The 13,870-nt window shown below is 36.8% G+C and carries 14 protein-coding genes and 1 other annotated feature; of the genes, 2 read left to right on the top strand and 12 right to left on the bottom strand.

Annotated features, from left to right (window positions below; all coding sequences use genetic code 11):
• Position 1: 1 nt before the first annotated feature.
• The 6 genes from QNH48_RS07000 to QNH48_RS06975 form a co-directional block, all read right to left on the bottom strand.
• The gene (locus QNH48_RS07000; protein ID WP_283954327.1) at positions 2–1,042 is read right to left on the bottom strand and encodes a HEAT repeat domain-containing protein; all 1,041 of its coding nucleotides are present in this window, start codon (positions 1,040–1,042) and stop codon (positions 2–4) included.
• Positions 1,043–1,465, bottom strand: a complete 423-nt coding sequence (locus QNH48_RS06995; protein WP_283954326.1) for a response regulator transcription factor — start codon at positions 1,463–1,465, stop codon at positions 1,043–1,045. It abuts the gene before it with no gap.
• Positions 1,466–1,566: 101 nt separating this feature from the next.
• Entirely contained in the window at positions 1,567–1,962 is a 396-nt protein-coding gene (locus tag QNH48_RS06990; RefSeq protein ID WP_095248438.1) for a cytidine deaminase, read from the bottom strand.
• A gap of 27 nt (positions 1,963–1,989) precedes the next feature.
• On the bottom strand, positions 1,990–2,160 hold the full coding sequence (locus tag QNH48_RS06985; protein WP_283954325.1) for a XapX domain-containing protein: 171 nt from the start codon (positions 2,158–2,160) through the stop codon (positions 1,990–1,992).
• Between the two features lie 22 nt (positions 2,161–2,182).
• Entirely contained in the window at positions 2,183–2,857 is a 675-nt protein-coding gene (gene deoC / locus QNH48_RS06980) for a deoxyribose-phosphate aldolase (RefSeq protein WP_283954324.1), read from the bottom strand.
• 111 nt (positions 2,858–2,968) lie between these two features.
• Positions 2,969–3,910 carry a DNA-binding transcriptional repressor DeoR gene (locus QNH48_RS06975; protein ID WP_283954323.1) on the bottom strand — a complete coding sequence of 314 codons (942 nt, stop codon included), beginning with the start codon at positions 3,908–3,910 and terminating at the stop codon, positions 2,969–2,971.
• A gap of 251 nt (positions 3,911–4,161) precedes the next feature.
• Between QNH48_RS06975 and QNH48_RS06970 the strand changes: the two genes are divergently transcribed.
• Positions 4,162–6,336: an MMPL family transporter gene (locus QNH48_RS06970; protein ID WP_283954322.1), complete on the top strand. Its 2,175-nt coding sequence runs from the start codon at positions 4,162–4,164 to the stop codon at positions 6,334–6,336.
• 186 nt (positions 6,337–6,522) lie between these two features.
• On the opposite strand, the gene QNH48_RS06965 is transcribed toward QNH48_RS06970, so the two are convergent.
• From QNH48_RS06965 to metG, 6 genes are all read right to left on the bottom strand, one after another.
• Complete coding sequence (locus QNH48_RS06965; protein WP_283954321.1) at positions 6,523–6,864, bottom strand: cupin domain-containing protein; 342 nt, start codon at positions 6,862–6,864, stop codon at positions 6,523–6,525.
• Between the two features lie 154 nt (positions 6,865–7,018).
• Positions 7,019–8,245 carry an MFS transporter gene (locus QNH48_RS06960; RefSeq protein ID WP_283954320.1) on the bottom strand — a complete coding sequence of 409 codons (1,227 nt, stop codon included), beginning with the start codon at positions 8,243–8,245 and terminating at the stop codon, positions 7,019–7,021.
• A 39-nt stretch (positions 8,246–8,284) separates the two neighbouring features.
• Positions 8,285–9,310, bottom strand: coding sequence for an ROK family transcriptional regulator (locus QNH48_RS06955; protein WP_283954319.1), 1,026 nt, complete (start codon positions 9,308–9,310; stop codon positions 8,285–8,287).
• 270 nt (positions 9,311–9,580) lie between these two features.
• Positions 9,581–9,964, bottom strand: coding sequence for a VOC family protein (locus tag QNH48_RS06950; protein WP_283954318.1), 384 nt, complete (start codon positions 9,962–9,964; stop codon positions 9,581–9,583).
• A gap of 89 nt (positions 9,965–10,053) precedes the next feature.
• Positions 10,054–10,332 carry an ArsR/SmtB family transcription factor gene (locus tag QNH48_RS06945; protein ID WP_283954317.1) on the bottom strand — a complete coding sequence of 93 codons (279 nt, stop codon included), beginning with the start codon at positions 10,330–10,332 and terminating at the stop codon, positions 10,054–10,056.
• 217 nt (positions 10,333–10,549) lie between these two features.
• Positions 10,550–12,184: a methionine--tRNA ligase gene (gene metG, locus QNH48_RS06940; protein WP_283954316.1), complete on the bottom strand. Its 1,635-nt coding sequence runs from the start codon at positions 12,182–12,184 to the stop codon at positions 10,550–10,552.
• Positions 12,185–12,247: 63 nt separating this feature from the next.
• Positions 12,248–12,522 (bottom strand) — a binding site (T-box leader).
• A 129-nt stretch (positions 12,523–12,651) separates the two neighbouring features.
• Between metG and QNH48_RS06935 the strand changes: the two genes are divergently transcribed.
• A complete protein-coding gene (locus QNH48_RS06935) occupies positions 12,652–13,656 on the top strand; it encodes a DUF3231 family protein (RefSeq protein ID WP_283954315.1) in 1,005 nt (334 codons plus the stop codon).
• Positions 13,657–13,870 lie beyond the last annotated feature (214 nt).

Here is a 13,870-nt window from a genome sequence, read left to right as displayed (position 1 = left end):
TCTATACTCCTTTATGCAGCCAATCCCAAGCCATATCTCTTGCATATGCATCCTTGGATGTTTCTAAAACTTTTTGCAAAATTGCCTTTCCATTAGGGAACTGACGAATCGATTGCCCTGCCTGTGAACGGACCCACCAAGTCTGATCATGCAGCAGCTCAATTAATCTTGGAATACCCTTCTCTTCCTTAATCGAACCTATGAGTTTTGCCGCCACCATCCTCTCCTGCCATTTAGAAGAGTGCAACATTTCTAAGCATGGCTCTATATCTTTAACATAGCCTATTTCCGCTAGAGCCTTTAAGGCACGAAGCTTCAATTCACCTTGATAGGTTGAAAAGACATTTTCGGTAAATACACGATATTCTTTTGCTCTTTTCACTGAAATAACATCTAGAATGGCATATTTAAATGGAGTGGGGCTTTTATGAAAAGTTAATACAAACTGATCAAATAATCCGTGTTCTAACCGGGTTAAAATACTTCGGTAGTCATACCTAGATAAATAATGATATTGATTTGGAAGTAAGTCTTTTAAACCGCTAAATTGAAAGGATGCAAGGATTCTCAGAATATGAATCGTTTCTTGATGGGTAATATTCTTCTTACTAGATAACAGAACAACATCGTCTATTAGCTTTACCATATGGAAATCCTCAATATGGTAAAGAGCATTCATACGCTGACTCCATCTTTTGCTTTTAAGACGTTTCCGATAGTCATCCTCTAGCCAAAGAGTGGCCAATTCTGATAATCTCTTTTTTTCCTCTTCACCCTCTAAAATTTTCACATACTTACTAAGGAGTTCTTCGATAGCTTTTTGTTTTAAAGCTTTTTTTTCAAATCTTATTCCCCTGACTAAGTCGCCTTCAGCAATTATCGAAAGAACTTTTGGATATATTTTATTTTTATAGTTTTCAATCTTTCTTCTTTTTTTTATATCGTTAAATTTCCGAGTCAACAAATAAAGCAATAAAATAAATAGTAAAGACAAAAGAGATAAAGTAATTATAGAAAGGAATATAACCTCTTGATTTATCATTTACTTCATCCTTTGAATGATTTGTAGAACTCTTGCCTGGAGTTCCTTAATACTAAACGGTTTCGTAACATAATCATCAGCTCCTAGTTTAAGTGCCTTTTCAATTTCAGATTGACTTTTTCTGCCTGAAAGCATTAATACATAAACATTACTTCGTGTACTTTTTACTTTTTGCAGAATCTCAATACCGTCCATATTTGGCATAACACCATCCAGAATCAAGAGGTGTTCCCCGGCTTCTTCCAGGTTGTTTGATTCAAAAAATTGAACACCATCGTCATATGCTTTAATATAAATCTCAAAGTGGTCTATATTCATCAAATTGAGAATCTTTACCAGCAGTGATTGAACCATTTCATCATTATCAATGATAGATATAAACAATTTATTATTACTTCTCATGGTTTCCTCTTTCGTTTGCATTTTCAAAATCATCCACTGACTTTAATTATTTTTTAATTATGCCCTTTTTATTAAATTGCATGAAAAAAAGGCAGGATTAGAATCAATCCTGCCTCAACTTTTTATTTTAAATCATTTGGAGAAAATGCGCCAGGAAGAAGTTCCTTAACTAGGAATCTTTGGACATCACCCTTTATGTTCGTAAGGATAACTTCCATCTCAGGGTCACAAAGCTCTGAAATTACCTGCCTGCAGGCACCACAAGGTGGAACTGGCCGATCAGTATCCGCCACCACAACTAGCGTATCAAACTGAGTGACACCTTCAGAGTATGCCGAAAATAAAGCTGTTCTTTCCGCACAGTTTGTCATTCCATATGATGCATTTTCGATATTACATCCATGAAATACTTTCCCATCTTTTGCTTTAAGAGCAGCTCCAACCTTAAATTTTGAATACGGCACATAGGCAAACTCTCTTGCCTTGACTGCTTCTTCCAAAAGTTTTTTTTCATCCATTGTGTTTTCACTCTCCATAGTCCACTTTTACCCTTGGAAAAATTTAACCATCCAACTAGCAATAACTCCGCCAAAATAAACACCGAAAACGCCAACTACTGCAGAAAACACTGGAGGTGCAGGTAATGGAAGCTTCATAAATTTAAATATGATCCCTACAATTAAACCAGCAACTAATGCTAATACTGTTTCTTTCATTTGTATCCCTCAAATCTAAATATTAATAATTGCTTTGAGAAATTTCACCTTTACTGATTGACACTCCAGAACTTGCACCGATTCGAGTAGCCCCTGCTTCAATCATTGCAAGTGCATCCTCACGGCTGCGAACGCCTCCAGAAGCTTTTACACCTATTTCAGGTCCAACGGTTTCACGCATTAGACGAATATCTTCAACAGTTGCTCCGCCGGTTGAAAATCCAGTAGAGGTTTTTACAAAATCGGCTCCAGCCTTAACTGAGAGTTCACATGCTCTTACTTTTTCTTCTTTCGTTAATAGACATGTCTCGATAATTACCTTTGTAAGTGCTTTACCTTTCGCTGCTTCAACCACTGCTTTGATATCTTTTTCTACTAATTCATCTTGTTTATCTTTGAGTGCACCGATATTGATCACCATATCGATTTCATTTGCACCATTTTCTATCGCATTTCTTGTTTCAAATGCTTTGGTTTCTGGTGTAGATGCTCCTAAAGGAAATCCAATTACCGTACATACTTTTACTTCTGGTGTATCTTTAAGCATATCTGCTGATATTTTTACCCAAGTTGGATTGACACATACGGAAGCGAAGGAATATTTCTTAGCCTCTTCCACTAACTTCACGATTTCTTCCTTAGTAGCATCGGCCTTTAATAATGTATGATCAATCATTTTAGTCACATTTATAGTCATAAGATATTTCCTCCTGTATTTGAAGAATTACATTTAATTGTTACTTTTCACAAGCTAACTATAACAAAACCTATGAACATTTGTAAACACCATTTTGAACAAATGTAAAATTTATTTTTTATCAAGTAGGAACTTTGCCGAGAATTGGTCTGTTATTAACACATTGGCATAATTCCCCTTTAATGCACCGTAGATGCCCTCAATTTTATTCGGTCCGCCGGCGACAAGTATCGAATATTCTTTGTCCCGTAAATCCTCTAATTTCACTCCCAGTGTTCTTTCGTTCAAACTTTCATTACACACTTCCCCCTCTTTATCAAAGAAACGTGAACAAATGTCCCCAACCGCTTTTTCATTTAAGGCCTTTTGATCACTTTCTGTAAAATATCCCATTTGAAACAATAGAGAGTCCTTTTTAATCGAACCCATCGTGAACACTGCGATATTGGCCTTTTTGCCAAGCTCTAGGATTTTATGAATATGCCGGTCAGCCTCCATCGCCTGCTTTACGACAACATGGTCCACAATCGCCGGCAAAGGAAGATTATGTGGTGTAGTATTATATGCTTTTCCAAAAAGGTACAGAATTTCAGACGCATATGTATTCGTTTCAGCATGGCTGACTCCGCCTTTTAACTGAACAACCTTAACATCTTTGACAAATTTCTGTTTTAGCTCAACGGCAATATGGTATAACGTAGTTCCCCAAGTTACTCCAATAATGTCATGATCCTTTACAATTTCATGTAGATATTGGGCCGCTTTTTCACCAAGGTAATTTTTAATAATATGATTTTCAAATTGCGGAATAGACGCAACGATTACTTTTTTCAAGTTGAACTTTTTTTCTAACTGAAGAGCTAAATTTTCAACATCCTCGGTTGGGTCCATAATAGTGATTTGGACGATTCCCTCGCTTTTGGCCTGCTGTAATAAACGGGACACTGTTGGGCGTGAAATACCCAGTATCTTCGCAATTTCGTTTTGATTATAATCCAATAAGTAATATAGTTTTGCTGCTTCTATTACTTTACTTAGTTTCTCTCGGTCCACTGTACGTCACCTTCTATCCTGATTTTTTTTTTATTATAGCAAGAAGTTAAGTGATTCCCCTAATATTTTTACATTTGTAAAACTTCCGATGAACATTATTTAACATCCCTCCTGTTGCATTTTCATTCTAAAAAGAGGGAATGATTCCTATCATATTTACTATGTCCATTACGTTGACACGAAATAGTCAACCACTGCTATTGGTCTGTTATGATATTCTAAGTTCAGGGCTAGAAAAAGGAGGTCTTAAGTTGGGGAAACTTGGTGGACTCATATACCGTCACCGGAAAACGATGCTTGCATTTTGGCTGCTTATTATTATAATTTCAGTGGTTTTCGCCATAAAACTACCTTCCGTATTAAGCGGTAACGGCTTTGAATACAAAGGTGAATATAACGAAACAAGAATGCTCCTTGAAAAGGAATATGGACAAGCCAAATCGTCCATTATCCTTGTCTTCGAAAGAAAGAGTTCGGTTAATGATCGTGACTGGAATCAATATATCAAAGAAACCTTTGAAGATTTAAAAAACTTTGACGGTAGCAAAAGCGTGACAAGTCCTTTTGACCGCGAAGGAATGATAAAGGACGAAGTTGCCTATGGTCTGTTGGCTTTTGATAAAAAAGCAGAGGATCTCAGCACTGAGATTGATCAATTAAACAAGATTCTTAAAAATAAACAGGGATTAACCGTTACCATGACGGGTGAGCCAATTATTGTTCAAGACCTCAATATTGCCAGCCAAGAGGATTTAGCTAAAGCTGAAATGATTGGACTGCCGATTGCTTTACTTGTCTTAGTCCTTGCTTTCGGAGGTTTAATTGCAGCCTCCATTCCAATTGTTATCGGGGTTGTATCGATACTAACCACGATGGGTGCTGTTTTCTTTTTTAGTTATGGTACCGATTTGACCATTTTTATATTAAATATTGTCCCGATGATTGGACTCGCTTTAAGTATTGACTTTGCCTTATTACTAATAAACCGTTACAAAGAGGAATTACATACAAAATCCATTCGGGAAGCCATCGAAATAAGCGTAGCAACGGCTGGACGGTCGATTATTTTCTCAGGACTTTGTGTATTTATTGGCTTATCGGCTTTATGGTTTATTCAAATAGATATTTTTCAAAATGTTGCGCTAGGCGGCATGGCCGTTGTATTTATTTCAGCCCTTTGTGCCTTGACCTTTCTTCCTGCCTTATTGGCTGTAATAGGGACTAGAATAAATAAATTTAGCATCCTGGGATTAAAAGATACAAAAACTAGCATTTGGCATCGGTTTGCAAAATTTGTGATGAGGCGTCCGGTTCTTATGGCAGGGGCTGCCCTAGCCATCCTCCTTGCAGGTCTTATACCTGTTGCACAAATGACGATGTCGATTCCTGGGACCGAATCTCTTCCGGCTAAATATCCATCAAGAGTTGCATTTGAAACCTTTGAGGAGCATTTTATCTCTAAAGATAAACGCACTGAAAAGAAAGTATCTATCGTATTGGAAACAAAAGGAAGTATTCTAGAATTAAATAATCTTGAGAAGGTAAGCAGCTTACTTGATCAGCTTTCAAAGGATAAACTTGTTGATACAGTTGTTTCTCCCTTTTCCGCTACAGGTATACAGGAGGAGAAAACATTGTCTCAACTGCTCATATATGGACAAAAACAACAGACTGCTCCCATTCTAGACTACTTTGTTCGAGATAATAAAATGCTGATTGAGGTGTATTTAAAAACTACTGATCATTCCGCTGAAGCAAGGGAGTGGATTCGTGATTGGTCCTCCAGGGACTTGGGTTTGACCACCCATTTCGGAGGAGCAATAAAGTTTGAGCAAGAAATCTTTGATGAGATATCTGAAAAGGCTCCCTATGGATTGTTACTAATTGTTGTCTCAACCTTCTTCATTCTGATGGCAGCTTTTCGCTCAATCCTCATTCCACTGAAAGCCATAATAATGAATATATTAAGTCTTTGCTGTACGTTCGGAATAGTCGTCTGGATTTTCCAGCAGGGGCATCTAGGAGTAGAGCCTGCAGATATTGCATTAATATTACCCGTTTTTGTATTTACCCTTGTCTTTGGGCTATCAATGGATTATGAGGTGTTTTTGATATCGAGGATTCAAGAGTTTTATTTAAAAACAGGAGATAATACCGAGGCTACGATATCGGGGTTAACGTACACTAGTAAAATTATCACCTCTGCCGCCGCGATTATGATTGTGGTAACAGGTGCTTTTGCCTTTACAGGCGTCATGCCGATTAAGCAGCTTGGTGTCGGTATCGCGATTGCGATTTTCATTGACGCCACTATTGTTAGAATGGTCCTTGTGCCAGCTTTGATGAAATTATTCGGGGATTGGAACTGGTGGTTTTTTGGACTTAAGAATAAAGTACAATCGAAGGAAAGAAAGAGGCCAGCATAATATCATAAGTAGTTTAGAATTGAAGGGCTATATAAAATAACTTTATAGCCTCCCGTTAGGAATCGTTCCCTTAGATAACGAAAAGGATGGATCAAGGGAACGATACTTGTAAAATTCAACAATCAATTAAGGCATTAATGCAAAAAAGGCAGCAAATTTGCTGCCTTTCCTTTTTATAATTGGGAATTAGATATTTTTCGCGTATTGTTCGCTAGGTACTTTATTTAACACAACATATAAGCTGACAGGTTCACTGCCATTATTGTTAAAGGCAAGCTCTTCGTCGCTGCCAACATGAACCAAATCGGCTTCTGATACTGGTGTTTCCTGACCATCGACAATGAAGGTGCCAGTCCCAGTGACTACATAAAGATAAACTTCTGTACCAGGGTGCTTATGAACGGGAAGCTGTTGTCCAGGCATGAAATTTAATACAAACGCTGTTGCCTCACCTTTTTTGTAAATAATACGTTTTGTAAATCTTTCTTCGCTGAACTCTTGATAGGCTTTAACTGAATTTTTTTCCATCCTATTTCCCTCCCAGTGATTTCCTGCCTTTATTTTAACTGAAAATCATTTTCAATTAAGTGCAACCTATCACTGTTTATTATTTCTAATGGAGAAAAATCAAAAAAAAAAAAAACAGCTTGTAGACATGTTAAATATAAATTAAATAAATCTATTAAATTAAATTCCTACCTTTTCGGCATAATAAATCGTTTCTGATCAATAGTCCATTTAACTTTTCAGAGCCCAAAAGCATGATTGCAATGGAACCAGCAATGAAAAACGGGAAAATTCCTATTGTCGAGTTTGCTGCAATGAAACCAAGAAGAGGAGGCAAGAACGTGCTGCCTGTATAAGCAACAGCCATTTGATACCCCATAATAGTCTGAGAATGCTCCTGTCCAAATCGGATTGGTGTCTCTTGTAACATACATGGAAAAATAGGTGCTAATCCTAGCCCGACCAAAATAAAGCCTACAAGCGAGAATGCGGACGGCAATGGCAAGAATAGAAGTGCGGCACCAGTCAATGCAATTATTTGCCCCATCCGAATGAGATTGCGGTTACTTACTTTAAAGGTAATAAAGCCTGTTATAAATCTTCCGACCGTTATTCCTGCGTAATACAAGGAAACCCATTTTGCTGTGACATCCACGGATAATTCTTTAACATTTACCAGGAAACTACTTCCCCAAAGTCCCATTGTTGCTTCTGCTCCACAATAAAACAAGAAAGCTAGTAAGGCTAGCTTCACGCCCCTAATTTGTAAGGGCTTTTGATTTTTAGAATTTGCTTCATTCAATCCACTATTTGTTTTTTCATGCTCCGCAGCTGCGATCTCATTGTTGTTTCCTGCAACTTTGTTCCATAAGGGCAAAGTTAAGAAGAGAATAACAACTAAAACAAACTGAAAACCTGCAATGGCAAGATACCCGCTTCTCCAAGAATTTTGACCAGAAATATACTGTGCCATAATTACAGGTCCCATTGTAGCCCCTACTCCCCAAAAACAATGAAGCCAACTCATATGGTGGGCTTTGTAATGGGAAGCTACATAATTGTTTAATCCAGCATCCACTGCACCCGCACCTAAACCAAGTGGTATCGCACAAATAAATAACCAAAAAATTGAAGGGGCAAAGTGAAAGCCGAGCAATGCTCCGGCTGTCATTAAGACACTGACAAATGTGACAATGCCGGTTCCGAAGCGTTTAAGCACAGCTCCGCTAGCAAAACTGGAAATGATCGTTCCTCCAGCAATGGTCATAAAAAGCAATCCGGCAGTTTCTAGCCGTGCTCCAAATTCCGATTGCATCAAAGACCATGACACTCCCAATAATGAATCTGGTAAACCTAAGCTGATAAAAGCTAAGTAAATAATAACTAAAAAGAATGTAGCCATGAATAAACTCCCCTTGAATTTGAAATGCGTTAATTTGTCTTAGCTGCTCATATCGGTGATCATGAGGTCAAGACCAAGACTTTGTAATCCAAGTAGATAGTCTTGTTTCCAATCACTCATTAAAAGATCTGGAAGATGCTCCCCTGGAATATACTTTGAGCTTCGTTCTACAATTTGGTCTATGATAAATTGGTTGACTTCATCATCGCAAAAAATAATGGCGTGAGGGTTAATTATCGCTGCAAATGAAGCTACTAATCTGCTAATGGCATCGATCTCATTTTCCTTACTTATAATTGCTTTTTTAGACCTGTTTCCACTTTCCAAAGCCTGCCCGAAATTTCGTTCATCATACTGTGGTACGAAAGAAACTTCACCTGAAAAATTAGTGCTGCCTCGCACCACAACTCCATTTACCATGATTCCTGCACCTGGGCCATTTTGACCTGAATATAAATAAATTAGAGAGTTATTTTTTTTGATACCCTTACTATCGTGATAACCAAGCACTGCCGCATTCACATCATTCTCTATTACAACAGGTATGGAGAAACGATTTTCCAAGAATCCCTTTAAATCAAAGTTCTGAAGAGGCTTATAACCTGGTATATAAAAGATTCGCCCATTATCAACGGAACCAGGTACACCAATGGCTATAGAATTAATCTTCGGATATTTTTCCATTATCTCTTCAATACAGTCGGTTATAAATGTTAAACCATCATCTACTAAAAAGTTTGAGGTATTTCCCGCATCCTTCACCTCTCCTAAACAGTTAAAAACAATATAATTTATCTCTGTTCTCTCTAAAAAAATGGCCAACCCTAGCATGTATTCCGGATTGTATGTATATCTTTTTGCCCTTCTTCCACCACTAGAATCATCAAGGCCGACTAAAATAAGTTCACCTTCTTTTTCCATCTGTGCTAAGAATTTACTTATTGTAGGGAAACTAATTCCTAATTTATCGCTTAGTTCAACTTTGGTTGCACTTTCAACTTCTAAAAGAGATTTACGAATATTACGAAGGATTTCCGTTCTCAGCGTTTTTGGAGTAGCATTCACAAGGGTTACCTCCCATTAAATAGACTTATTAAACCATTTTAATAAGTATCGAACAAAAAACTTATTAAACGTCTTTAATAAGTAATGTTTATAATATATCATAAAAAATTACCGAAAACAAAACTTATTTCAACAAGAATAGCCCTTAGATAATTTCTAAGGACTTCTTCTTTAGTTACTATAAAGTTGTTTAATTTTTGATAAAAAAACACTTAACTGAACTTAAAGGGACTAATAAAGTCGTTAGAATTTGGCTACTTCGTCATGAAGTTACTGCTGTATTATCTGAATAAGGTTGCCGCATGTATCGTCAAAGACAGCTATTGTGACTTCGCCCATTTTTGTCGGTTCCATAGTAAACTTTACGCCTTTTTCCATTAATCGTTCGTACTCTTTTCGAATATCCGCAACGCCAAACATTGTTGCTGGGATGCCTTCAGAAGTTATCTTCTTTTGATACTCCTTTGCAGCAGGATGGACATTAGGTTCGAGCAAAAGTTCAGTACCGTTTTGTTCATCTGGAGAAACAAGTGTTATCCACCTATATTCTCCGGTGGGAACGTCATGCCTTTTAACAAAGCCTAGCTTTTCTGTATAAAACTCCAGCGCCTTGTCTTGATCTTGTACGAATAAACTGGTAACAATTATTTTCATACTGTTTTGCCTCCTTTTATATTTTAGAAGTTCGTGCTCTGGCTACGAGTAGAAAAACCACAACATTTATCCGATGTTGTTGAATAAAATTACTCTAACCATCCTTTCAGCAAATTTTTAAGTGGTTCGTTGTTAAATATAAGTACTCGGTATTTTCCCTTTCGTTTTGACTTTACGAGCCCTGCATCTTCCAATACAGAAAGATGTTTAGCTATCGCTTGTCGCGAAATGGAAAGGTCGTGCTTCATAATGAGACGGACCGTAAGTTCATACAACGTCAGCTCGTTGCGGTCGGATAGTTCGTCTAATATCAGCCTCCGAGTCGAATCTCCCAGTGCTTTAAATATAGCGTCTTTGTCCCAATTCATATATTAAGTATAAGCAACTCTAGGATTGCCTGTCAAACATACGCAACTGTATGGTTGCGTGATGAAGGAACCGTACCGTATCATTCAATCTTTATAAGTTAAATTCACCTATTAAAAAAGTGAACTATTTATTTGTTTAATTGGGAACTTAAATAACAACTAAATTAGCACTAAAAAAGGAGCATATGAGTTATGCTCCTTTTCCATTTTATGAGTTTTAAACAGTTTGGGTGTTTAATCTTTTTAGCTCTTCTTCAATCCTAACAGGATCTATTCGTTCAAACAATGGGTACACATTTGATAAATGCTTTGATTTGACTAAAAACGCTTTCCATTCACTTTCTGTTGTGTTTATCATTTCCTTGACTTTTCTGCTTGAAAAAGGAAGGAATGGGGTGAGAATATGAGCTAAATTTGCAATAAGATACACACAATCTGCCAAGGTTTGTTTGCAAGACTCAGGATCATCCTTTATTTGTTTCCAAGGCTGTTGCTCATCAAAGTATTTATTGGAGAATCTGACAAGTTCAAAAGTTTTTTCTAATCCTTGTTTGAAAGAAGCAGCTTCGATACAATGCCCAACTTCATTGTATAATTGATTTACTTTATCTTGGATTTTTGGAGATATGTCCTTCTCGGGAATTACACTATCAAAAGATTTTTGAATAAATTTTAATGTCCGATTTACGAAGTTTCCATATGCGCCTAATAATTCGCTATTATGGCTATAAATGAATTCCTTCCAAGAAAAATCAGCATCTCGGCTCTCTGGTGCATTGATTGTTAAAAAATATCGTATGGAATCTGGTTCGTACCTTTCTAAAATATCGGGAACCCACACGGCCCAATTTTTACTCGTGGATAATTTTTTCTTTTCTAGAGTCAAATACTCGTTGGACACAATATGTGTTGGTAATGGTCCTTTTTCAAGACCAGCAAGAATTCCTGGCCATATAATCGAATGGAATGGAATATTATCTTTCCCGTGAATGTAATAAGATTCAGTTGAAGAATTCCAAAACATAGAATCATCATTATTTGTTTCCTTCGCCCACAATTTACTTGCTGTGAAATATCCTGAAACAGCCTCAATCCAAACGTAGATTTTCTTATCTTCATAACCAGAAACCGGAACACTTACACCAATAGGCAAATCCCTTGAAACAGCTCTATCCTGCAGTCCTTCCTTTAGGTAGCGTTTCGTAAGAGAAATGGCATTTTCTCTCCACAGATTCTTAACTTCCGCTTCTTGAGTATAATTTTCCAAAACAGTTTGGAAAGTGCTTAAAGAAAAGTAAAAATGCTCTGTATATCTTGCAGTAGGTTCGTGCCCACAAATTTTGCATTTTCTTTCAAGCAAATCAAGTGGTTCTAAAATAGTTGAACAATTATCACATTGGTCCCCACGAGAAGGCTCTTTGCAAACAGGACAAATTCCCTCAACATAACGGTCAGGTAAAAACTGTTCACAATGATCACAATAAGTTTGTTCTATTTCTTTTTTGTAAATTAATCCTTTTTCAAGTAACTCTAAAAATATCTCTTGTACAATTTTATGATGATGTTCTGAATCGGTTCTTGTATAGGTATCGTATGAGAATCCTAAACTTGTAAAACATTCTACAAATTCTTTGTGGTAACGGTCTGCAATCACTTTCGGAGAAACATCTTCTTGTTTTGCTCTAACTGTAATCGGTGTTCCATTACAATCACTTCCTGAAACATATAAAACCTTTTCTCCTTTTAACCGGTAATATCTCGCAAGAATGTCTCCGGGCAGCAAACTAGAAATATGACCTAAGTGTAAGGAGCCGTTCGCATAAGCCCAAGCCCCGCCAATAAAAATACTCATAAATAAAAACCCCCAGTAATAATGTATTTTTGAATACAAAAAAACCTCGTCTTAACTGTAAAAGTTAAGGACGAGGTTTGAATTTCCACGCGGTACCACCTTAATTCGCAAATGGTTCACACCATTTGCCTCAACAAGTACGGAGTACTAAAATATTACTCTTATACTGTGACATTGATAACGAGTGCCAAAACTCGTCGTATCCTACTAATACAAAAGTATGTTCAGTACGAAGCTCAGAGACCATTGTTCAAATGAATGTTTTTGCTTCTTTTCAGCTGCCGAAGCTCTCTGGTGAAAAACAAGATCATTTTACTTTTTCTCTTCATTGCCTTTATTTGATAATTATCAATAGTTTATTCAATAATTCCCCTTTCGTCAATATTTATAATTTTCATCTCCCTTCAAGGGAATCATGTATTCATAACACTTGATAAATTGGTAAATAATATTTAGGAGGTGATATTGTGGATGAGATTAACTTAAAGCTTACATCCTCTGAAATAGGAACACTATGGGGAGAATATGTGAACGGTACCATGACAGATGTGGTAAATAGATATATGGTCACAATTATTGAGGACGCGCAAATTAAAGCCATTTTTGAGAGCGCTATTATGACGTTTGGAAAACAAAAGAAACAAATCGTAACCTTTATTGAGAAGGAGGGCTTTCCAGTTCCAATTGGATTTACAGAAACAGACCTTTTTGAAGGTAAACAAAGATTATTCACGGATATATTTTGCCTAAATTATTTACATATCATGACATTACATGGTCTGCTGGGTCATAGCACCTCTTTAGCTGTTTCTGTTCGAAAAGACTTACGAGAATTTTATGATTCATGTGATAATGATGCAAAAAAGATGTATCATCAAACGATTGAGCTTTTACTGGAGAAAGGAAATTTTCAGAGGGATCCTTTATTTTATCCAGCAAAAAACCCTGAATATGTATCCAGCCAAGATTTCACAGATGGATTTTTCGGAAAAGGTAGAAAATTAACAGCGACTGAAATCATTAGTATTTCTCTCAACCTAAAAAAAAGCATTATGGCAAAAACCCTTTCTATTGCTTTCGGTCAAGTCGCCCAAACAAAAGAAGTAAGAAAGTTTCTAACGGATTCTCAGAACACGGCTGATGGTCAAATAAAAACATTTTCGAAAATAATGCAAACGGATAACTTACCAGTTCCGAAATCTTGGGAAACAGAAGTTACAACTTCAACGGACTCTCCTTTTTCGGATAAGTTAATGTTGTATCATATCGGCTTCTTGTTTCAAGCTGCACAAAACTATCATGGTGCAGGTCTAGCATCAGCCATGCGAACAGACCTTGTGGCCGCTTATGAGGGTACTATTCTAAAAAATCTTATGGTTACAAAAAAGTGGTTTAATCTTATGGTTCAAAATAAATGGCTAGAACAGCCGCCACTTGCTCCTAATAGAAAAGAAATTGCTGAAGAAGTGTAGCCAAACAACTTAACGATATTTGGAGAGTTATGGGTCCTGTTTGGTCTCAACATTGTTTGTTTTTCCTGGAATAATAATTGGATTAATTCTAAAAACCATCCTCATTTACTTTTAAGAAGATGGTTTTTTAATGTATAAATGTATGAAAATTTACTCTGGATTGTTTAGGTTGAGAAAAGAATGTTTGCTCTTTGCCGTCCCTGCGTCAATGCTC

It is taken from the genome of Neobacillus sp. YX16 (genome assembly GCF_030123505.1).
In the GTDB taxonomy this organism is placed as follows: domain Bacteria; phylum Bacillota; class Bacilli; order Bacillales; family Cytobacillaceae; genus Neobacillus.
Note: the sequence above shows the minus strand (reverse complement) of the source record. Positions and strands in the feature narration are given on the sequence as shown.

Bases quoted from the DNA above. Each gene is read 5' to 3' on its own strand.
- QNH48_RS07000 (WP_283954327.1), bottom strand. From the start codon at position 1,042: ATGATAAATCAAGAGGTTATATTCCTTTCTATAATTACTTTATCTCTT.
- metG (WP_283954316.1), bottom strand. From the start codon at position 12,184: ATGAGTATTTTTATTGGCGGGGCTTGGGCTTATGCGAACGGCTCCTTA.
- QNH48_RS06960 (WP_283954320.1), bottom strand. From the start codon at position 8,245: ATGGCTACATTCTTTTTAGTTATTATTTACTTAGCTTTTATCAGCTTA.
- deoC (WP_283954324.1), bottom strand. From the start codon at position 2,857: ATGACTATAAATGTGACTAAAATGATTGATCATACATTATTAAAGGCC.
- QNH48_RS06965 (WP_283954321.1), bottom strand. From the start codon at position 6,864: ATGGAAAAAAATTCAGTTAAAGCCTATCAAGAGTTCAGCGAAGAAAGA.
- QNH48_RS06990 (WP_095248438.1), bottom strand. From the start codon at position 1,962: ATGGATGAAAAAAAACTTTTGGAAGAAGCAGTCAAGGCAAGAGAGTTT.
- QNH48_RS06945 (WP_283954317.1), bottom strand. From the start codon at position 10,332: ATGAATTGGGACAAAGACGCTATATTTAAAGCACTGGGAGATTCGACT.
- QNH48_RS06950 (WP_283954318.1), bottom strand. From the start codon at position 9,964: ATGAAAATAATTGTTACCAGTTTATTCGTACAAGATCAAGACAAGGCG.
- QNH48_RS06995 (WP_283954326.1), bottom strand. From the start codon at position 1,465: ATGCAAACGAAAGAGGAAACCATGAGAAGTAATAATAAATTGTTTATA.
- QNH48_RS06985 (WP_283954325.1), bottom strand. From the start codon at position 2,160: ATGAAAGAAACAGTATTAGCATTAGTTGCTGGTTTAATTGTAGGGATC.